Origin of the sequence: Lactococcus formosensis (genome assembly GCF_018403745.1) — a bacterium.
In the GTDB taxonomy this organism is placed as follows: Bacteria; Bacillota; Bacilli; order Lactobacillales; family Streptococcaceae; genus Lactococcus; species Lactococcus formosensis.
This window is the reverse complement of sequence record NZ_BOVP01000007.1, coordinates 1-21,656: the sequence shown is the minus strand read 5'-3', so window position 1 is coordinate 21,656 and position 21,656 is coordinate 1. Positions and strand designations below refer to the sequence as shown.

Annotated in this window: 17 protein-coding genes; 2 read left to right on the top strand and 15 right to left on the bottom strand. The window is 41.7% G+C overall.

The genetic code is table 11. From position 1 onward, the window contains the following. Positions 1–55 precede the first annotated feature (55 nt). The 14 genes from thrS to KJS37_RS10495 form a co-directional block, all read right to left on the bottom strand. Positions 56–1,996, bottom strand: a complete 1,941-nt coding sequence (thrS, locus tag KJS37_RS08370) for a threonine--tRNA ligase (protein ID WP_003133411.1) — start codon at positions 1,994–1,996, stop codon at positions 56–58. Positions 1,997–2,358: 362 nt separating this feature from the next. Further along, complete coding sequence (gene hemH, locus KJS37_RS08365) at positions 2,359–3,306, bottom strand: ferrochelatase (RefSeq protein WP_165713911.1); 948 nt, start codon at positions 3,304–3,306, stop codon at positions 2,359–2,361. A gap of 191 nt (positions 3,307–3,497) precedes the next feature. After that, the gene (locus KJS37_RS08360; RefSeq protein WP_213496838.1) at positions 3,498–10,433 is read right to left on the bottom strand and encodes an LPXTG cell wall anchor domain-containing protein; all 6,936 of its coding nucleotides are present in this window, start codon (positions 10,431–10,433) and stop codon (positions 3,498–3,500) included. A 197-nt stretch (positions 10,434–10,630) separates the two neighbouring features. Then, positions 10,631–10,948: an ATP cone domain-containing protein gene (locus KJS37_RS08355; protein ID WP_003133409.1), complete on the bottom strand. Its 318-nt coding sequence runs from the start codon at positions 10,946–10,948 to the stop codon at positions 10,631–10,633. Positions 10,949–11,152: 204 nt separating this feature from the next. Next, complete coding sequence (locus KJS37_RS08350; protein ID WP_017369136.1) at positions 11,153–11,761, bottom strand: nitroreductase family protein; 609 nt, start codon at positions 11,759–11,761, stop codon at positions 11,153–11,155. 148 nt (positions 11,762–11,909) lie between these two features. Beyond that, positions 11,910–12,539, bottom strand: coding sequence for a uracil phosphoribosyltransferase (upp, locus tag KJS37_RS08345; protein ID WP_017369137.1), 630 nt, complete (start codon positions 12,537–12,539; stop codon positions 11,910–11,912). A gap of 74 nt (positions 12,540–12,613) precedes the next feature. Further along, positions 12,614–13,741, bottom strand: a complete 1,128-nt coding sequence (locus tag KJS37_RS08340; protein ID WP_165712248.1) for a cation:proton antiporter — start codon at positions 13,739–13,741, stop codon at positions 12,614–12,616. A 90-nt stretch (positions 13,742–13,831) separates the two neighbouring features. Further along, positions 13,832–14,701, bottom strand: coding sequence for an aldose 1-epimerase family protein (locus tag KJS37_RS08335; RefSeq protein WP_213496836.1), 870 nt, complete (start codon positions 14,699–14,701; stop codon positions 13,832–13,834). A 15-nt stretch (positions 14,702–14,716) separates the two neighbouring features. Next, positions 14,717–15,661 (bottom strand): 3'-5' exoribonuclease YhaM family protein, encoded by a 945-nt coding sequence (locus KJS37_RS08330; RefSeq protein WP_165713907.1) that lies wholly within the window; start codon positions 15,659–15,661, stop codon positions 14,717–14,719. A gap of 1 nt (position 15,662) precedes the next feature. After that, entirely contained in the window at positions 15,663–16,949 is a 1,287-nt protein-coding gene (locus tag KJS37_RS08325) for a DNA recombination protein RmuC (RefSeq protein ID WP_165712251.1), read from the bottom strand. Further along, positions 16,946–17,605, bottom strand: a complete 660-nt coding sequence (gene rpe / locus KJS37_RS08320) for a ribulose-phosphate 3-epimerase (protein ID WP_213496833.1) — start codon at positions 17,603–17,605, stop codon at positions 16,946–16,948. The genes KJS37_RS08325 and rpe overlap by 4 nt, the downstream gene beginning before the upstream one ends. 8 nt (positions 17,606–17,613) lie before the next feature. Beyond that, positions 17,614–17,820, bottom strand: coding sequence for a hypothetical protein (locus tag KJS37_RS08315; protein WP_213496831.1), 207 nt, complete (start codon positions 17,818–17,820; stop codon positions 17,614–17,616). Continuing rightward, positions 17,792–18,673: a ribosome small subunit-dependent GTPase A gene (rsgA, locus tag KJS37_RS08310; RefSeq protein WP_213496829.1), complete on the bottom strand. Its 882-nt coding sequence runs from the start codon at positions 18,671–18,673 to the stop codon at positions 17,792–17,794. Before rsgA ends, KJS37_RS08315 begins: the two co-directional genes overlap by 29 nt. Then, positions 18,667–18,867, bottom strand: coding sequence for a DUF5963 family protein (locus KJS37_RS10495; protein WP_373306143.1), 201 nt, complete (start codon positions 18,865–18,867; stop codon positions 18,667–18,669). Before KJS37_RS10495 ends, rsgA begins: the two co-directional genes overlap by 7 nt. Before the next feature lie 96 nt (positions 18,868–18,963). Here KJS37_RS10495 and KJS37_RS08305 point away from each other — a divergent pair, with 96 nt between their 5' ends. Together KJS37_RS08305 and KJS37_RS08300 are read left to right on the top strand one after the other, a co-directional pair. Further along, the gene (locus KJS37_RS08305; protein WP_213496827.1) at positions 18,964–19,737 is read left to right on the top strand and encodes an XRE family transcriptional regulator; all 774 of its coding nucleotides are present in this window, start codon (positions 18,964–18,966) and stop codon (positions 19,735–19,737) included. A gap of 23 nt (positions 19,738–19,760) precedes the next feature. Then, the gene (locus KJS37_RS08300; protein ID WP_096369099.1) at positions 19,761–19,955 is read left to right on the top strand and encodes a hypothetical protein; all 195 of its coding nucleotides are present in this window, start codon (positions 19,761–19,763) and stop codon (positions 19,953–19,955) included. 63 nt (positions 19,956–20,018) lie between these two features. Here the strand turns inward: KJS37_RS08300 and KJS37_RS08295 are convergent, their stop codons facing one another. Next, positions 20,019–21,617, bottom strand: coding sequence for a hypothetical protein (locus tag KJS37_RS08295; protein ID WP_213496825.1), 1,599 nt, complete (start codon positions 21,615–21,617; stop codon positions 20,019–20,021). Positions 21,618–21,656 lie beyond the last annotated feature (39 nt).

Genomic DNA, 21,656 nt, shown 5'->3' with positions numbered 1-21,656 from the left:
TTAGAAAGTCAGACCAGCTCTAATGATAATAAAAAGAGAGTTGCCTCTCTTCTTATTATTTAGTACGACTGTAGTTTGCTACGTCTTCTTGAATATTTTCGATAAATTGGTCCAAGCTAATAACTTCAGTATCTGTTGAACCATAACGACGAATGTTTACAGTACCATCTGCCATTTCTTGGTCACCTACAACGATTTGATAAGGAACTTTACGTGTTTGTGCTTGACGGATTTTATAACCCATTTTTTCATTTGATTCGTCGACAACGATACGCAAACCTTTTTCTTGGAGACGTTTTTTGATTTCCCATGCGTAATCGGCATGAATTTCATTATTTACAGGGATGATGATCGCTTGAGTAGGTGCCAACCAAGTTGGGAACGCACCTTTATAAAGTTCGATCAAGTAAGCTGTAAAGCGTTCCAGAGTTGAAATTACACCACGGTGAATCATGACTGGACGGTGTTTCTCACCATCTGCACCAACATATGTGATGTCAAAGTTTTCAGGGTTAAGGAAGTCCAGTTGGATAGTTGAAAGTGTTTCTTCATTACCTAAGGCTGTCTTAACTTGGATGTCCAGTTTTGGTCCGTAGAAGGCTGCTTCGCCTTCAGCTTCAACGTAGTCAAGATTCATATCATCCATTGTTGCTTTAAGCATACGTTGTGATTTTTCCCACATTGCATCGTCTGGGAAATATTTTTCTGTGTCTTCTGGGTCACGATATGACAGACGGAAGCTGTAATCGTCGATACCAAAATCACGGTACATTTCCATAATCAATTCAAGAATTTTACCAAATTCTTCTTGGATTTGATCAGGTGTCACAAATGTGTGACCATCATTCAGTTGCATCACACGTACACGTTGAAGACCTGAGAGTGCACCTGATTTTTCATAACGGTGCATTGTACCGAACTCAGCGATACGGATAGGCAATTCACGGTAGCTGTGTACATGGTGTTTATAGATAGCAATGTGTGATGGGCAGTTCATTGGTCGAAGCTCCATTTGTTCGCCATCACCCATATCCATTGGTGGGAACATGTCTTCGTGATAATGTTGCCAGTGACCTGATTGTTTATAAATATCCAAGTTCATCAAGTTTGGTGTGTTAACGTGCAAGTAGCCTGCAGCAATTTCACGGTCTTCTACGAAACGTTGGATTGTACGACGAATAGTTGCACCATCTGGCAACCAGTAAGCTGTACCGGCCCCCAAAGAAGCTTCATTAAAGAAAAGATCTAACTCACGACCGAGTTTACGATGATCACGTTCTTTCGCTTCTTCACGCATTCTCAAGTTTTCTTCTAGGTCTTCTTTATTGAACCACGCTGTACCGTAAACACGTTGCATCATCGCGTTATCACTATTTCCACGCCAGTAAGCACCTGCCACGTTAAGCAATTTAAAGAATTTAATAAAGCCAGTTGATGGTACGTGTGGGCCACGGCAAAGGTCAGTGTATTCGCCTTGGCTATAGATTGTCAAACCGCCTTCATCTTCATTGTGTTCTTCGATAAGCTCAAGCTTATAAGGATCGCCAGCAAAGATTTCTTTTGCTTCTTCTTTTGTTACTTCTTTACGAATTGAAGGGAAATTTTCTTTGGAGATACGACGCATTTCTGCTTCAATTTTTTCCAAATCGTCGTTTGAAATTTGTCCTTCTTCATTATCAGTATCATAGTAGAAACCATTTTCAATCGCTGGACCTACACCAAGGTGAATATTTGGAAAATGACGACGTGCTGCTTGAGCAAATAAGTGAGCTGCAGAGTGACGAAGTAAACCAAAAGCATCTTCATGGTCAGGTGTTACAATTTCAAAAGTTGCATCTTCTTTGATTGGACGGGTCACGTCAATAAGTTTGCCGTTGACTTTACCAGCCAAGGCTTTTTTAGCCAAACCAGGTGAGATTGATTTTGCAATTTCAAGTGTTGAGATGCCTGCCTCAAATTCTTTGACAGCACCATCTGGGAAAGTGATTTTAATCATATAAGCCTCCAATTTTTTTGTTAACATATTTTAGTTTTGGGGATGAGCACTGAGGAAATAAAAAAACGCAGATCAATTCCCTCTAAAGGACGCGATCTGCGTGTTACCACCTTTTTAATTTTTTCGGCACAAAAAGCCTCAAAAATATCTCATCTTTGACGTAACGTGTCAGCCACGCTTTCTGTTCTCAGAAAGAATTATCAGAGTGGTATCTTTAGCAATCACAATACGAGTTCGCACCACACACTCGCTCTCTTTTAAAGAATTGGTTAAAGACTTGTCTCTAATGACCATTTTAGGATTTTCTTTATCTTTTGTCAAGCCCTTTTAAGTAAGTTTTTTGATTTTTTAGAAAATAATATTTATTTTTTCTCTGCAATCTCTTTGACAAGCTCAGCAAAAGCCATGTCTTCATTGAAAGGCGAGACATAGACATACTTTTCGCCACCATTTTCAAGGAAGTATTCTTTATTTTCTTCTTCAAGCTCTTCAATCGTTTCTAAACAATCTACCACGAAGCCAGGCGCAACGATAAGAATTTTTTTGATGCCTTGTCCTGGAAGTTTCTTCAAAGTATCATCGGTTGCGGGGGTTAACCATTCAGCAGGACCAAATTTTGACTGATAAGTTTGATAATGCGGAAAATCACCAAGCTCTTCCATAATTAAACGTGTCGTTTCCGTGCATTCTTCTGGATAAGTGTCGCCATCCGTCACGTAAGAAAGTGGAATACCATGATAAGAAAAGACTACAGCTTCAATGTCCTCTTCATTTGCAAGGGTTTCCTTTATCTTATCAGCAAAATATTTGATATAGAGAGGTTCTTTATAAAAGGAGCGTATAAACTTTAAATCCACAATATGATCTTTTTTCAAAAAGAAGTTCATCACACTGTCAAAGACTGAACCTACTGTTGTCCCTGAATATTGGGGATACATAGGAAGAACCGTTAACTCCTCCACCCCTTTGCTCAAGAGACTTTCCAGACTACTCTCAATACTCGGTTCGCTGTAGGACATCCCCATAGCTACTTCAACGTCAGGACAGATTTCCTGCAGATTTTTTTCCTGTGCTGCTGTGTAGGTAAGCAGTGGAAACTCGCCATCTTTGACAATCTTTTCGTAAAGCTTAGCTGATTTTTTCGGACGAGTATTAAGAATAACTCCGTTGAGAAGCGGTTGCCAGAGTAAGGGATGTGTCTTAATCACGCGCCGATCAGACAAAAATTTCTTTAGGTATTTTCTTAGTGCTTGGGGCGATGTATTCTCGGGTGTACCAAGATTAACTAAGAGGATGCCTCTTTTTTTCATACGATATATGTCTCCTGTGTTTTCTAAAATTCAACGGACAATCCAATTATCCTGCTTTCTATTTTACCTAAATTTCATAAGTTATTCATTAATATTATGGAATATCTAATTAAATAGAGCAAAAATGGCAATAAAAAAACGAAAAAATTAGTAAATTTTATCGTTTTTTTAAGTTCTCTCCAAGAATAAAACTATTCTTCTTTATTCTTTTTTCGTAAGATTACTGCACTTGCTAGGGCGATTAATCCTGCTATACCAAGAGTAGCTGCAAGCCTGTCTCCTGTAGTTGGCAGAAGGCTTCTGTTTTCTTGAGAAATCTCTTTTATAGCCACTATTTCTTCTTCAACTGTTCGTCCTTCCTCATCATCTAATGGTCGATATTCCCCATCAGCTGACCCATCATCGAGAGGCGGCTGGCTAGGTTGATGGGGACCTTCTGGGTGTTCCCCTTGATTGCCACCATTTTCTGGATCAGTTGGTTTTTCTTGACCATTATCAGGTATTTTTGGCGCTTCGCCTAAAGTCAAGACCGTAGCACCAGAGATAATTTCTCCTGCATAGCGGTTATGATGATCCGCTTGTCGCGCAAAGAGGAAATACTCTGTCCCAGGTACTAAACCAGTGAAGAGGAGTTCTTTTTGCCAATCATCTTCCATCAAACGCTCAGGATTTTCTGAAGTTGAAACAGCATACTCAATCAAGTAGGGGCCTGGATCAAAAGCGTTAAGTGGAGCAAAAGTTTTTTCTGCTTCCATCGTTTCAATCTCTATTTCCCTAAAGGCAAATGGTTCAAAGAGAAAAACTTGCCCTTCCATGATAAATTGATGCGGCATGAGTTGCGACTGGAAGAGTTCTATCTCTGTCTCTTCCACACGCGCTGCTTGTGGCTGAGTCACAGGGAAACCTTTGGCTTTAGTGATACGACCGATCACTTCCGTATCTGGATGAAAAACATAGGTATAGTTACGGTTGAGGTTGCCTTGCTCATCACGCAACTCGATAACAACATCTTCTCGACTTATCTCGTTGCCTAGTTCATCAATAAAGACCAGCTCATCCTCAGCAACGTGCGGTTGATTGTTCGCCAAACGTGAGCGCTGTTCGACAGGGACCATCGTAAGGTAATAATCTCCAATCGTATCCATGACCTGTCCTGTATCAGCATTGGTCCATTTTTCAGATACAGCAAAGCCATGTTCCTGACCGTACTCATAATACTTGTCCTCTGGCATGAAGTGGTTTTCATAATTGAACACGCGCTCAGCGATTTTACGACCGTTAAAACTGATACGTACAGGGTCAATAATCTGATCATCAAAGAGTGGAAGCATCCACTGTACACGGTCAATACGGAAAGGCTGGACCATAGCTTGACTTGTCGGCACGATAGAGTCACGTAAAGTTCTCGGCTGCATCAACTGGTAGTTCTGTGCGTCTGCTCCAGAAATCCCCCACTCTCCTGTTGCATGAACAGGCATGGCAATCACATTCCCCTCAGCATCAAAACGCACATTCATCTCATCAAAGCGTACGCCGCCTCGTAGAACAGTAACATCATCTATAGGTAAAATGTCCAAGGACGGTGTATGTGCAGCAACAATACTTGCATTGTCAGTTCCATCATAATGGCGTCGCGCGACCTGTCCACGTGTCCAAGAGATTGGTTTAGGAATGATTGTACCTGTCAGTAAGTTGGTCTTCATCCAAGTGTGGAAAGCTTCCGACAGTACCACATTACGTGAATCCAAATAGAAACCACTTATCGTCACTGGCTTTTCTGTAGCTGCATGACGATCACCAAAAGTAATCGTATAGTCGTCTTCAAAGCGGATATGGATAATCTCACCTGTTTCCACAATCTTAATATAAAGCTCTGGAAAACGCTTGATCACTTCTCCAGGGTTGTCTAAATCTGGCTCTTCTGGAACGATATAACTCGCCCCACCATTATACACCTGCTGAATCGTACGATTTTCATTAAGCGCAATGACTGCATCAGTGATATCACTTTCCTGAAGCTCCCAAGGTGTGATACGACCTGTGAAGAGCAAAGCTTTAATCTTGTCTATCTGTGGTGCCGAAAGCAGGATACTCTCATGTGTAAAGCCTTGGATACGTGTGATAAGCTCTTTATTCGTGATGTCGCCATTATCATAGGCAACGTGTTCATCTATGAAGTGGACGTCGAGTTCTTCCAAGTTGTCTAAAGATAAGGAAATGACTTGTTCTTGTAGATTGCGTAGTGCAAAGACAGGTACTGTCTTCATGTCTTGCGCGACAGCTTGCTCATCCCATAAAACAACTTGAGTGCGCCCGTTATATTGGCGCTCAACATAACCTGATTGAATATAGAGGACATTAGCCTCCATATCTTCGTGATTCTCCGGCATCGGTTGGACATCCGTAACGGAAACATTCTTGATATTGGCTGGTGCAAAGCCGGGCTGATCACCATCTACAAAAGTGTAGTTTACTAGCGGATGCTCAACGGTATCCGTTGTCCTTAAGTACCATTCTCCATCTGAGTTTACCGGAACATCATTCTCAACTTCTTTACGGATAAACTGGGCCCAGCCCTTACTTACGGTTACCTTTTCCAAATCACGATCAACTATAGCTCGTTCAGGCACAAACATCAGCTCTGGTACTTCTCCAACTGTCCTTGTATTTCCGATATTTGTCGGACGTATTAATTCAGGAGGAGTAATAATATCATGTACAGCATAAGTATCATCCCATTCCTTATGCGCAACTTCTCCCAGAGACCAAGCAATACGCCGTGGGGTGATTTGGGCATCTCTAAAGCTTGTAACCTCCTGAGCGATACGATCTTGAAGTTCCTCGATATCCGCTTGATCAAAGAAAGTATATTTTTCATCAAAAATAATTTTTTCAAAGGCAAGCGCGTCTGTGCCTGCATTCACATCGACAAAGCGTAAGCCTTCCACATGATAAGGCAGAACGATACTCAAATCATCATTAAGCACAATCTCAGCAATAAAGGAATTTTCAGCAATATAAGAAAGACCGTCGTACTCCCGATCATCAACACTAAAGTTAATCTTTGCTTCTGACTTGTTAAAGTCTGCCGGGAAAATAGTCGCAAAGGTCGGTGCGGCTTCTCGTACCACATAGTTCTGTGCGTGACGACTTTCTGAAAATTCAACGTCTAATTCGACAAGCACTCTCCAATCAAAAGTATGAGTACCAGGAGCCTCATTAGGAAAGGCGAGGTCATCGAGCAGACTTTGAGTAAAGGTTCTCCTTACATGATTATTAAGAATCTCATGCCCAACTTCTGATGCAACCAGGCTTGGCAAAATCACTTCTCCTGAAATCGTAGTCGTTCCATCATAATCCCTTGAAAGAACTTGACCGTTTGACCAAGTCAATACACGTGGGGTGATATGTGCTTCAAAAAGACTGTTAAAGTCAAAGTCATCATGCAAGACTTGGTTCGGTCCGATCAAGTCATTAAGCTGTTGACGGACCACATTAGGGTTTTCTATCGTTAAACTATTGCCTTCACCCACATCAGGTGAGTAAAAGAGCAAGTCCCAGTCGGTGATATCCAATGTATTGGCTACCAAATCACCCTCAGCATTTTCAACTGTTCCTAAGCGCGGTAAATCCAGAAGATGTTCATCTAAAAAGTCATCCGTATCATCAAAACGTTTGGCAGCACGTCCTGACAGCGCACCAGAGACTTGGTCGCTTTCCCAAGAAGTAATCTGCTGCGCAGAGATAGACCATTCTATCCCTGAAGTCGATAAGCGATAGTTGGATGGATGCGTACCTGCAAGCCTCCAAGCCATATCCAAATCACTGAATGCTGGCCCTACTTCACGGTTATTTCGATGAATAAAACCGCCCGGAACTGGTTCAACACGTCCACTAGCCAAATCTCTGTCCAATACGACTTGAGCCCCACTCTCGCGCGCCCTTAAAGTTGGCAAAGAAAATTCGTCGATTTCGGGCTCTATCGGCATACCTGTATAGGTTCTGTTCGGTTGATTTAAAGCACCGCCTGCGAATTCGACTTCTAGTTGATGAATCGTTGCTTCAAGAAAACCAGGCGTCAAAGCGCCACCCAGAGTCACAAAACTCGGCATCTCAAAGGCCGACTGTCCAGAGAAGAGATTTGCTGGTCTAAAGCCTGCTATACCTGATGGATCAGGGCGTGCGACCAGCTCATAGTTATCCTTATAATATCCACCGCCTATGGTCCAGCTTCCCTGTGCAAAGACCGGCTGAGCGGTGACAAAGTTATCTTCATTAAAAGCAACATTTTCAGACGTGAAATGTACCGTGCCATACTCGAGTTGGACGCGATCTGCTCCTGTACCTTTATCGCCTTCATAAATACCGAAGTCACCAGTACGTGTCGGATAACGTGCAAAGAGTTGAGGCCTTTCGGTCATCTCAGCATAATCATTACCATCATAGTCTTTGTCTGCAACTTCTCCAAAGCCCCAGAAGACTTGACGCGGGGTAATTTCTCCTAAGTAAAGCTTATCTCGCAAAACATCCTGAAGTTCTGGTGAAAGATGGATAGGTTGTAACTCTGGTACAAGTGGTATCCCTAAATGTTTGAGGCCAAAGGCTGTCGTTACACGTACAGGTACATAGCCGTTCGTTACATGACGTCTCTCAAAAGTCAGCGTGTCAAAGGTATCATAGAAAGTAAACTGATAAATATTCTCACCATTCTCGACGCCTTCAATCGTCACATTGATAGGTGATAAAGAACTATAGTCATAAACAGTCGTGCCATTGTATTGCCGTGAGACACGTCCTGCTTCAAAATCAAGACGGGAGAGGTCATCAACATCCAGTATCAACTGACTGATGGTTGCATCATCAAACTCAGGTACCCCAACAATCTCATAGTTAAAGATGTTTCCTGATACTTGGTCTTGACGGTTAAGCATACCGCCATGAAAGTCAAGGCCATGAATCGCCCATTCCCCCGGCAGACTGTCCGCAAAGCGCAAACGCTCTTCTAAAGGTGCAAGCGTATCTCCATTCTGCGATGCCCTGTTAAAGTCAAAAGTGATGATGTTCCTATCACCAGGAACAAAACCTTCCAAGACAGGAGCAACGACCGACGACACACGGGTTGAGCCGTCGTATACCTTATCCGCCACACGACCTCGTGTCCAAGTTACTTGCTTAGGGTCAATATTTGCGTCCTCAAAGAGACCGCCTTGCTTGGCTAAATCCTCAATTTTGTCTTTGACACGTGCGCCGTATTCTTCTAAGAAACGAGGCCAACCGTCTGCAGTGAAGGCGTCATCTACTCCATTGATCAGATCTATACTTATAGAGGCATCAGCATCTACCAATATTTGATGGCGCCCTGCTTGACTGCTTGCAAACTTGAGATCGCTCCCCCTTACTGTTAATCTTGCAGTTGCATAACGTAAAATTCCCCCTTCGACATCGGGATTATGTCCCATGATCGCGAACTCTATCGTATATTGTGCTAAAGCCTCTACAACTTCATCGGTGTTGTCAAAAGTTTTATCTGGCACAGACTGCCGATTGCCAATAATCGTCGGGACAAACTCCGCATCGCCGATAAACATCCGTCCCGAATAGAGACCGTTGGCATTACCGTTGACATCATGCACGGCTGACTGTGTTAAGATACTCTGTGTGAGCTCCTGTAATAAGGACACATCAAGTTCTAGCGAACGCTCTTCGACAGCTTCGACAACAGCATCAAAAACACGGTCGAAATGATTGTGTCCCTCGATATGGACAAAAGAGGCAAAGAGGCCTGGACGATCATGGAGGAGAATATCCAGTGGTAGTCGGACTTCTAGCTCCATGATATTCTGACGCTCCGTAGGACGCGCCATCTGAATGTCAAAATCAAGTGTGATGTGTCGCTCAATAGATTGTACTGCACGACTGGCATTAAAGGCACGGCCAGGGACAATCCCCCGATTAACATGAATATTTTCGATAGCTACAGGTATATTTTCAAGGACTTGAGCATCATAGAAAAGGCTGCTGTTTGCAAAGTTATTGCGTAATGTGTCGGGGATTTCGACGGTGTAATAAACACCTGCTGGAAGATTATCTTGCCTATTGAGCGCTTCTTCAATTTCGCTGATAATCCTGTACCAGTCAATTGTCCCGTAATATATTGCTGAGGACCCTGCTTGTGCTGTACTGGCAAACACAATATCTGCTATTTTACTGGTAAAGTTAACATCCCCAGTAAAGCCCAGTTCTGATATATCCAAGTGCGGCCACTCGATAACTTCCGCATCCGCCACAGCAACATCATCGCCAACAAACTTATGTGTAACTGTTCCACGATGGATATGCTGTTCGTTCAGTACAATAGGACGATGAGGATTTGGACGAAGAACGCCACCAAAAAGCCGGAAGGACGAATCGCTGCCCCCTTGGTGCAGGTCACGACCATAGATGGTTACTTCACCGTATGCATCGGGCGCTATACCTATGAGGTCAAGAAAAACACGGTCTCCCGTCGTTGTCCTAACATTTGCGATATGCATAATATCAGAAAGAACGCCATCTAACTCAACTTTAAACTCTGCTCTTTCCTCAATGTGACTGGTTCCTAAGTTCCCTACAGGATCAGGAAAACGAGTGGAGAATTCAATCCGAACAGTGTCTTCTGTTAACCATTGGACACTATAAATTCTCCCTGAAGGCCAACGGTCACGACCGTCCCAGTTTCCTACCTGCAAAGGTGCAATACCAATAGAGGCTTGCTCTGCTTCAAAAGTTGTTAGTCCGCCCTCTGAAAAAGAAGGAGCTACAAAGCTTTGCGGCGCTTCAAAAGCAGGGAGAGGTTCTGATGTTATCTCTTCCCTTGTTTCCTGTATTTCATACTCCTCCTGTTCTTCCTGTATCACTTCCTCGACGACTTCCTCGGGTAAGAGAACATCTGCGATTTCTTGTTCAGAAAACTCGACAACTTGTTCGATGCCTGTTGTCTCCTCGCCATGTCGTCCACGGATAAGTGTGGCTACAGGTGCGCCTTCCGACATGACCAGCGGCAACATTGCAGCGACAGTGCCTACTTTTTTAAGTCGTGCACGGCGTATGGCCTGCTTCTTCACTTTGATTACTTTTCTTTCTGTCATATATTCTCCTCCTGAAATCTATGTGTAATTTCATAAAATTGTTTGGATATATCCACAGCATTTCTTATATTACAAATTATATCAAAGATTAAAATTATAAAGAAGCAATATTACGCTCATGTGTTTTTAATTTAAAGAACACAAAAAGCAGATTCTCAAAGAATCTGCTTTTTTACTTTTAACATAAAGTCGCTGTTTTAGTGTTTACGATTAATTTCTTGTTTTACTTTATACTCAAGAAAATCTTTTGCCACTTCTTTGTCAAAGTCATTGAGCTGGTTGACCACTTGATTTTGAATCGTGTCAATCTCAATCTTGTCGAATGGAATTTCAGCGATGACTTTCTCAACAACTTTTGCAACATTGTTGGCAATCATATTGGCGTGCAAGGGTTTGTCTTTGTATTTTCCGTTGATTGCAGCTTTAAAAACTGCTGTTTGTATACGGAATGAATCCCAATCGACAACACGACCATTACGTTTTATCACTACTTTATTGAGCAATTTTGCTTCCATATCTTCTCCTTTATGTGCTGTATCTTGCATCCTTAGTTCTAAGGAATTTTTCGAAATCATATTTTGGCTCATATCTTGATTATTTCAAAATATTTTATTGCCTCAAACAGTAGCAACGCTAGTCTTTTCGAGTAGTATTACTTTCTTTTATTATAGCAAATTATCATTTTTCCTACAAAAAAAAGCCCTAAGGCTTTTTTCAATTTATTTTACGATAATGAAACGGTCATCGTCTTCCATGTAAGTTTTTTCTCCAGCTTCATCTTCGATAGAGCCGAATACAAGTTGACCACGTAATTTCCAGTTTGCTGGAACGTTCCATTCTTTAGCAACTGCTTCGTCAATAACTGGGTTGTAGTGTTGTAAGTTTGCACCAATACCAAGTTCTGCAAGAGCTGTCCATGCATTGACTGAAGTAATACCTGAAGCTTGTTCGCTCCATACTGGGAAGTTATCTGCATAAAGAGCAAATTGTTCTTGCAAGCCTTTAACAACGTCTTGGTCTTCGAAGAAGAGAGCTGTACCATAAGCAGCTTTGAAACCATCAAGTTTTGCTTTTGTACCTTCCCAAGCTGACTCAGGAACACCTTGTGCTTTCATTGTTGCTTTCAATTCGTCAGCAACGATTTGTCCCCAAAGTTTTTCTTGAGCATCACCTGTAACGATAAGTACACGTGTTGTTTGGCTGTTGAAAGCTGATGGGCTGTGTTTTACTGCTTCTTTAATTGTTTCGATAGCTTGGTCTGCATCTTTAACATCTTTACCAAGTGCGTAGATTGAACGACGGTTTTTGAGTGAATTGATAAATGACATAGTAATGTCTCCTTTTATTTTCTTATTTATGTTTACAAGTGTAATCTTAACACATAAATTTACGTTTGTAAACTATTTAGCTCAGAATTTTATTTTTTTATAAAAAAACGTTAGAAAGCTTGTCGCTCTCTAACGTTTTCAGTTTTTATTATTTTGTACCGAACAAACGGTCACCAGCATCCCCAAGACCTGGAACGATGTAGCCATGTTCATTAAGGTGATCATCAAGTGCTGCCACATAGATATCAATATCTGGATGTGCTTCTTGTACCGCTTTTACACCTTCTGGTGCTGCGACAAGACAAACGAACTTGATATTGTTGGCATTACGTTTTTTAAGGCTATCAATTGCAAGAATTGCTGAACCACCTGTAGCCAACATTGGATCAACCAAAAAGATTTGGCGATCAGCAATATCTGTTGGAAGTTTAACCAAATATTCAACTGGCTTAAATGTTTCTTCATCACGATACATCCCGATATGGCCGACACGCGCTGCTGGGATAAGTTTCAAGATACCGTCTACCATACCGATACCTGCACGAAGAATTGGCACAACTGCTAATTTCTTACCTGCAAGTTCTTGCGCTGTCATATGCGCAACAGGAGTATCAATTTCGACATCTTGTACAGGTAAGTCACGAGATACTTCGTAAGCCATAAGCATACCAATCTCGTCAACGAGTTCACGGAACTCTTTTGTTGAAACGTCTGCACGACGCAAAATTGAAAGTTTGTGTTGGATAAGTGGATGTTTTACTACTTGACAGTTTGACATAAGAAACCCCTTCATTTTATATACTTTGACTATTTTATCATTTTTCTTGTCATAAGTCTGTTATTATTGTTATTTTAGTCTTTTTTCAAAGAGAGCTTGATGAGGAACGGCGCAATCAGAGTACTGAGGATAATCACAATGACAAGCTCTGAATAAATATCACTATTAATCACTTGCGAAGCAAGCCCAATCTGCGCGATAATCAATGCCATTTCGCCACGTGAGACCATCCCTGTACCGACCAAGGCACTGTCTGAGGTGGTAAGTCCTGTCGATTTCCCGATAAAATATGCAGGGACAAACTTTGTCAATACAGCCAATAACGTAAAGAAGAGAATCAAGATTGGATGTTCAAAGATACTCTCAAAAGTTACGGAAATCGCAATAGAAACAAAGAAAACTGGGATGAAAACGACATAAGCAATAGCGGAGCTGTACTCCTCAATCTTATGAGAAACATCTGTTTGACTCAAGGCTAGTCCAGCAAAGAAAGACCCAATCACAGCCGACATCCCCGCTGCATCAGCAAGAAGACTTAAAACCAAACAGAGAATAAGCGCTGCTGTCGTGTTCTTCGCATAGACCGGAAGTTTTTCCACAAAACGCCAAACTTTCGGGATTGACTTGTGTACCAAGACAAGGAAAAGGAGGAAGAGGAATTCCATGAAAAACTGCCTTGGCAAGTTGCCAGAAGAACTCTGTGTAGATGTGAAGATAGATAAAGCTAGAACTGCCAAAATATCGTCTACAACAGCCGCACCCAAGATAATAGATCCTGCCTTTGTAGAAAGCTTACCGTATTCTTGCAAAACTTCAACTGTAATCGAGACAGAGGTCGCTGCAAAGACAATCCCATAAAAGATAGCCGTTGAGAAAGCATAGCCCATCATCGTTGTTACGCCCCAGAAAACCAGTAAAGGTACGATGACACCCGCTAGGGCAACCAGTAAAGCAGGTTTAAAGTTTTTCTTTAATACCCCAAGGTCACTCTCTAGCCCTGCCAGGAACATGAGCAGAATCACCCCAATTTCGGAAAGGACCTCAATGGTGTGTCCTCCTTGCAACCATCCCAAAGCAGCAGGTGCCAAAACAATACCAATCAGTATTTGACCGACTACTGCGGGAATTCTTATTCTTCTTGCGATTAAAGTTGCGACTAATGAAGCCACTAAAATCAGTGTAAGTTGGAAAATATCATTCATACTCTCTATTATAGCAATTTACGGCTTCTTTTTCTCGCGGTCTTTCTTAAAAATTTAGAAAAAGATAGACTTACTGTCTATCTTTTGGTTTTAATTTATTTCAATGACATATTCGCAGCTAAAGGTTTCATATGGAGCAAGATTATTCATTCCATATTTTTCAGTAAGTTCGCCTGTTGTGCTAAATTCATCTGCTATACCAGACCAAGGTTCGATACACACAAATGGAGCTTCAGCGGGGTAGGGACTCCAAAGGCCAAAGAAAGGCATATTTTCCCATGTTACTTTCACACTTCGGCTATCCAAACGGTTTGTTAAGGCCACTGACATTTTATCTGAGGATGTATAGACGAGCGCGTCTTTTGAAAAACGTTCATGGTTCAGTGCTATATCACTCACCTCAACTTCAGATTGTTCTTCCCTTTTAAGCGTACCTGTTGGTAAATCTAAAGGTATAAAAGTACGTTTTTCGGCAGGAGCAATTGTCAAGGTATAATCTTCAAAGTTTCCTTTTTCAAGAGGAACATTAAAGGCTGGATGCGCCCCAACACCAAAAATCATGGTCTTTTCATCTTTGTTTTCCACTTGATAACGTACACGCACTTGATTTCCTGTTAATTTATAACTTACCTTGAAGCTAAAATCAAAAGGATATTGTACAAGTGTATCAGCATTTGAGGTAATTTCATAAACCAACTCATCCTCTTTTTCCTGTACGAGTTTGAATTCTGTATCACGTGCAAAGCCATGTCCTGACATCTCATAGTTTTTACCTGCGTAGCTGTAGTGTCCGTCTTTTAACTTCCCAACAATGGGGAAAAGCACAGGAGCATGACGTCCCCAGAACGCTGGATCTGCTTGCCAAAGATACTCGATACCTTCTTTTTGAACAGAATGTAATTCTGCGCCAAAAGTGTCAACTGCAACCGTCAATGTATTGTTTTTAAGTGTGTGTTTCATCTTTTCTTCTTCTCTTTAGTTATCCAATGGTTTATAAAAGTTTCGATTTTCCAAGGCAAAGACGCGTTGGCTAGATTGTCCCGGTTCAACATTATTTAGAGCGGTCATCATCATCATCATGCTAGCATCCATCATATCAATCTGATGAATGATTTCTGCCTCCATGATTTTAGGGCGGACAGGACTGCCATACTCTAACTGACCGTGGTGACTCAGTAAGACATGACGTAGTAAAAGCAAGTCCTCTTTTTCATCACTGATGTCAAGTTCGATCGCTGCTTTACTGACTTCTTCATCGATAAGAACTATGTGTCCTAGGAGATTTCCCCGCAACGTATAACTTGTGTTTTCATAACCAGTAAATTCTAAACATTTGGCCATGTCATGCAAAAGAATACCTGCAAACATCAAAGACTCGTTGAGCTGTGGATAAACTTCACATACTTTTTCGGCCAGCTGGAGCATCGTGGTTGTATGATAGGCCAAGCCACCTTCAAAGGCATGATGATTGGTTTTTGCAGCAGGAAACTGATAGAATTCACGGTCAAATTTTTTCAAGATATGACGAACGACACGATTCCACGTTGCATTTTCAATACGAAAAACGATACTTTCGACATATTTACGGAGATCCGTCTCATTTACAGGCGATTTTTCACGATAATCCGCTGGATTAGCTGGTTCGTTACCTTCTGGCAAACGTAGGCTAATTCGATTGACCTGCGGCATGCCGTTGTAGAGTTCTTTTAAGGCTTTCATATGAACCACACGCCCCGCAACAAACTGCTTGACAGCTTTAGGATTGGCATCCCAAATATTGCCCGAGATTGTTCCTGTACGATCTTGAAAAACAATCGCAAGGAAATCCTTACCTGCGCGTGTTCGACGAAGCTCAACTGATTTTATCAGGTAGAATCCTTCAAAAAATTCTCCCATAGCTATATTTTTTATCAGAACCATCTTAGTCCCCTTCTATTTCTAAAAGCGCAGCACTCGTGTCTTTGTCAACGGCATCAATCGTGCGCAATTTACGATTCATGACATTCGTTCTTGTCGTAATCAGCGTATTGATTTCTTTTTCGGACTGTTGCAAACGTTCGTGAACTTTCTTAAGCGAGGTTTCAAACTTACCAAATTCGGTCTTGACTGCCCCAAGCATTTCATAAACTTCACTTGATTTTTGTTCGATTTGTAGAGTTTTAAAGCCCATTTGCAAGCTATTCAAGACTGCTGTCATGGTTGTTGGACCAGTAACATTCACCTTATAATCACGGCTGAGTTGCTCATAAAGCTCTGTATTATTTACTACTTCCATGAAGAGTCCTTCAATAGGTAAAAACATGATTGCAAAGTCTGTTGTCTTTGGCGGTAAGATGTATTTCTCCGAAATTGACTTTGCCTGAGCTTTAACTGCCGTGAAGAGAGCTTTTCTCGATGCTTCAATCGCTAGCATATCGTTTGTTTCAAGCGCAGTTTGCAAACGTTGGTAATCTTCTAAAGGAAACTTGGAGTCGATGGGGAGTAAAACATCACTTCCTGCTACTTTACCAGGCATGACAACTGCAAAGTCTACTGCATTTCGCTCTTGAATGTTGACTTGCTCTTGATACTGACTCGAGGTAAAAATCTGCTCTAAGATACGACCAAGTTGTACCTCACCAATAATGCCTCGTGTCTTCACACCTGTCATTACTTTTTGTAGACTATCAACATCACTCGCAAGGTTACGCATCTCACCTAATCCTTTATCAACTGAAGTCAGAAGATTTGTGACCTGCTCAAAGCTTTGGGAAATCCTTTTGTTCAACGTCTCTTGAAGCTTTTCATCCACCGTATTTTGGATTTGACTGAGCTTTTTATCATTAGCCTCTTGCAGTTCCTGAAACTTACGATCAAATTTATCCGTAATAGCTTCTGACATGTCCGCTAAGTTGAGCGCAATTTTATCTAGTTTTTGTTCGTTGGAACTTTGTAAATCCTTAAACTGATAATCAAATTTAGCATTGATATTTTCTGTCAGATTTGCTAAGTTCCCATTCATATTATGCGCTAAGCTTGAGACCGTCCCTGAGATTTCTTGACGATTTTGCCCTAACTGTTGCGACATCTCTAGACGTAACTCCGTCAAGTTTGATGACAGATTTTCAACCCGTGCATTGAGCTTGGTGTTGGATGTTGGTTTTTTGAAAAAATTAGCTATCCCAATCAGAATGGCTAAAATCAAAAGAATAATAATGACGACGTTCATAATCTATCTCTTAACTTTTGAATGTTATCAGCTACATCGCCTTTAAAGACAAAAGATCCAGCTACAAATACATTGGCGCCTGCTTCTCGGGCCTGGTCAACAGTTTTATCGTCAATACCACCATCAACTTCAATATCAAATTCTAGATTGTTAGCTTCACGCAATTTCACAAGTTCGCGAATTTTATCCATCGTTTCAGGAATGAAGTCTTGACCTCCAAAACCAGGATTGACAGTCATCACCAAGACCATATCCACCATGCCGAGTACAGGTTCAATCATTGAAACGGGCGTTCCAGGATTGATGACTACACTGGCTTTCATTCCAGCTGCTTTAATCTTTTGTAATGCACCATGGATATGTGCAGTCGCTTCAACATGAATACTCATGATGTCCGTACCAGCTTTCGCAAACTCTGTGACGTACTTTTCTGGATTTTCGACCATCATATGCACATCCAAAACCATATCTGTATGTGGACGGAGTGCAGCAACGACACCAGAGCCAAACGTCAAGTTGTCAACAAAATGACCATCCATGACGTCAATATGTACATAATCAGCCCCGGCAGCTTTAATCTTTGCGACTTCTGCTGTAAAAGCACCAAAGTCAGCAGCGAGAATAGATGGTGCGATTTTATTTGTAAATTGTTTCATGTTTCCTCCTATTTTTTCAAGCCAAAGAAAGCTTTATTGATTTGGTATAAGCCCCAAATAGTCAAGATGACGAGCAAGCCAAAGAGTGGCCACTTCCAGTCTCCCAAACTATTTTTAAACAGAATAATAAGGCCCCAAAGAATCACCAAACCTAAAAAGCCGGCTTGCTTCATCCAAATGTTCCCTTTAATTTTGTCTTTTTCTTTGTTTGGCATAAGTTTCCCTCGTGTTATTTATTTCAGTTAATAATTGCAAGTAGTTCTCATAGCGGCTCGCTAAAATCCTACCCTCTTCAAGTGCTTCTTTGACAGCACAAGAAGGTTCATGTGTATGGGTACATTCCCTAAACTTACACCCATGACTTTCTCGTAAAATTTCTGGAAAGGCCGTATTTAAGTCGGGTTGGTTAGAGACATCATAGTCTAGATTTGAAAATCCTGGCGTATCGGCAATCAAGCCTGATGCAACTTCAAAGAACTCCACATGACGCGTGGTGTGTCGCCCACGCCCCAGCTTATCTGAAGTTTCTCCCGTAGCCAAGTTCATGCCTGGCGCGATCAGATTCAACAAGGTTGTTTTCCCAGCACCTGTTTGCCCCATAAAGACAGTGACTTTGTCTGCTAATACTTCAGTCAGCTCTTTCCAGTCAAAGAAGACTTGATAGCCAATCGCTTCATAATTTTTCTTGAACTGTTCATACTCACTTGTATCCTCAAGCAAATCAAGTTTCGAGATGTAGATGAGGGGCTGAATATCTTTATGTTCTAGAAACACAAGAAAACGATCCAACAGATTCAAGGAAAAATCAGGATTAACCATTGACATGATGATTACAGCCTGATCGATATTCGCAATAGAAGGGCGAATCAAGCTGTTTTTACGTTTATGTATATCTAAGATATAACCTTCTGAATTTTCTTCAGCTGAAAAGTCCACAAAATCACCAACGATTGGCTTCATTCCTTTCTTACGAAAGTTACCACGTGCACGCGTTTGATAAACTTGTCCTTCAGATTCTACATTGTAAAACCCTGCTAAAGATTTAATAATACGTCCTTTTTTTACCATACTGATATTTTAACACATTTCATATAATTATTATTCCCTGCTCCTTGAAACTTCTCTGCGTATCTTTCAAGTTTGAAAATGGTAAAGCTATAGAGATTTTCTTTTCTACACCTGAAGCCGTTGACAAAGTCCTTGATTCTCAACCTAAAATATCCCTTGAATATTGAAAGTATTGGTAAAAGGCAAGGAAACACGCTCCCTTCCTTTTATTGATGCATTCAATTTTTCAGCTTGACTTCTATTCTATTTTAGCTTATAATATTGATAAATTCAATAAAAGAGGATGAAGCATGAATCTAGGACAAACTTTAAAAAAGCTACGTAAAGAACATCAGTTTACTCAAAAAGAAATTGCTGAGATGCTTGACATCACTCAGGGGACTTATGCGCTTTGGGAAAAGAAAACCAGTAATCCTGCTTTAGAAATGATTTCTAAACTGGCAGATATTTACAAAACACCTATCGATCTTATCCTTAATGAAAATCAAGGTAACTCTCCTTTTATTGAGCTTCTCGATATTTACAAACAGCTCGATGTTGAGCAACAAAAGAATGTTTTAAATTTTTCGCAGTTTCTTGCTAGCCAGACCCCTCAAACTCCTCCAGTCTCAGACAATATCATTCCTTTACGCACTTACCGTCGTGAGGACCTCTATACGATTGAGGTAGCTGATGAACAACTCTCTGCTGGTTTTGGTCAAGCTTTGAATGATACTCAGGAGACTTACACCATCTTTACAGATGTACGTCCAGGCCGTTATGACGGTGCCGCACGTATTAAGGGAGATTCTATGCAACCGGAATACCCTAATTTCTCTATTGTCACCTTTGTTACAACAGGTTTTGATAGAGATGGTGATATTTACGTCATTTCAGAAGGTGGACCAGGCGAAGAACAACTGTATTGTAAACAAGTTTTCCGAGATGCGGACAGTTTCCGCTGTCACTCACTCAACACCGATCCACAATATAAGGATTTTTACTTAGATGAAGAAACTTCACGAATCGTCGGTCCTGTCGTTGACTGTATCGAAGAAATAAACCCCGAATTAATCGAGAACTAAGAATATTATAAAAGAAGGTCACAATGGAATTTATAGAAATTGTTTTAATGTTTGGAGGAATGGGACTAGGTTTTGCGGCGCTCTATGAAATAGCCCTCTGGTTCAGTCCTGAGGAGCGAGATTTTCGTAAGTCGAAAAAAGCAAAACAAGTCAAAGCCCAAAAATTCATTACGCTACCAACAGTAATCAAGTTAAAAACAGGTCAAAAAGTTTCATGAAAGAAAGTTGGGTCAGAGCCTGTAGATGAAAAAGACGTTCACCGAGAGTGAACGTTTTTTGTTTTAGTTTGCTTGGTTAATGATGAGGGCTGGACGAACTCCTCCATTGGCAGTGCTAAGCGTTCGAGGACGACCGCCAATCAAGTAGCCAGTGGTACGCACACCCCAAACATACGGGTAAGACGCAGGAGTACGTAGCCTCCACCAGCCTAGTGCAACGGAACCACGCTGTGCATGATTAGGAAAAGCTAAGCCTTCGCCAGATAAACGGGTAACATCCGCAAGAGAGAGAGCAAAGGCACGACGTGTCCCTCCCGAAACAACTTGAGTAATATCTGCCGCAACATCCCCCTCTAAGTTTTCAGGGAGCCAGCTTGCACCTCCTGTAAAAGTAACATTTTCAGCCGCAACTTCACCTGTCGTGAATTCATTTGCCACAGGCTGAACCATAGCTTGGACTGCAGAATCAAGTTGTCCATACCAAGAAGTAAGTTCAGCTTCTTGCTCCTCCCAAGAACGATTACGGATTGCATCATTACGGATGATTAAGTGATTGCCGTCACCCATATCTTCAAGATAACGGTACTGTTCATTTGCCATCGTAAAGACACGGCCTGGAAGCATAGCATCAAAGTTAAAGGCAGATGGTGGAGAATCAATATCAGCACGTGGATTAGAGCCTTCACCGTCCATAGCATTATTCTGTATACCTGTAAGGAAGTCTGCTAAACGGCTATCGCCACCTGTAAGAAATTCATTCATATTTTCGGTGTCAGGACTAATCAACTGACTGTCCACATGGATACCGTAATAGTAAGAGCCGTTGAAGACTGTATCTTCGATAGCAGCGGTCATTTCTGCTGCATCCAGTAGATAAGAGCTTGCTTCACCTGGTTCTAAGAGTGAAGCCCAATAAGCCCAGCCTGTCGTGTGGTCAACCACCCAGAAGTCACCGATTTGTTGGAAAGGTTGAAGTTCTGACCATTGTTGGATGGTCATGACGGGACGTTGTTCTTGCAAGTTTTGAGCTGTTTCACGTGTTGCACCGTCTGAGCCACCATGCCAAACAGTGCCATTGTCGCCATTGGTATAAGTCACACCTTCTTCCCAATATCCATCTGTTCCATCTCCGGGATGGGTCACGTCATCTGAACCATCTGCCAAGTCACGGGCATCCCCCGCTGCGGCTGTACTAAGGTCTAAGTTGTTATGGTTAAAGGTTGGCAGATACCAAGGCGCTACTCCTGCTCGTCCAAATCTTAGGTTAGAGTATCTATTAAAAGCAACACCTGCTCCTGTACGTGTGCCAATCGCTGTCGCACTCGGGATGTAAGTGGTCCATGTGTTGAGTTGGTCTCTTTCTGTCCCCTCGACTAATGGTGTAGGCGCTGAAGCTCCTGTTTGTTGGGTTTCCAAATACTCGGAGAGGCGGATACGTGCCATGATGGGACGCTCGCCATAGTTTTCCACGAAGACATCCTTGTTTTCTGTGTCACGGTTATAGTAGTCATGGACACGGCCTCCGACATTGACTTGGACTTCATTTTCCCGGTCATTAATGGCTTGTTGGTTAAAGGCTGTGAAGGCGAAGGTGCCGCCGATAAGCCCTAATAGGGACAGGATTGCGATATTCCGCAGTTTCCGTTTTTTATCTGGTGTCATAGGTTTTCCTCATTTCTATTGATTGATTATTGTAAATGC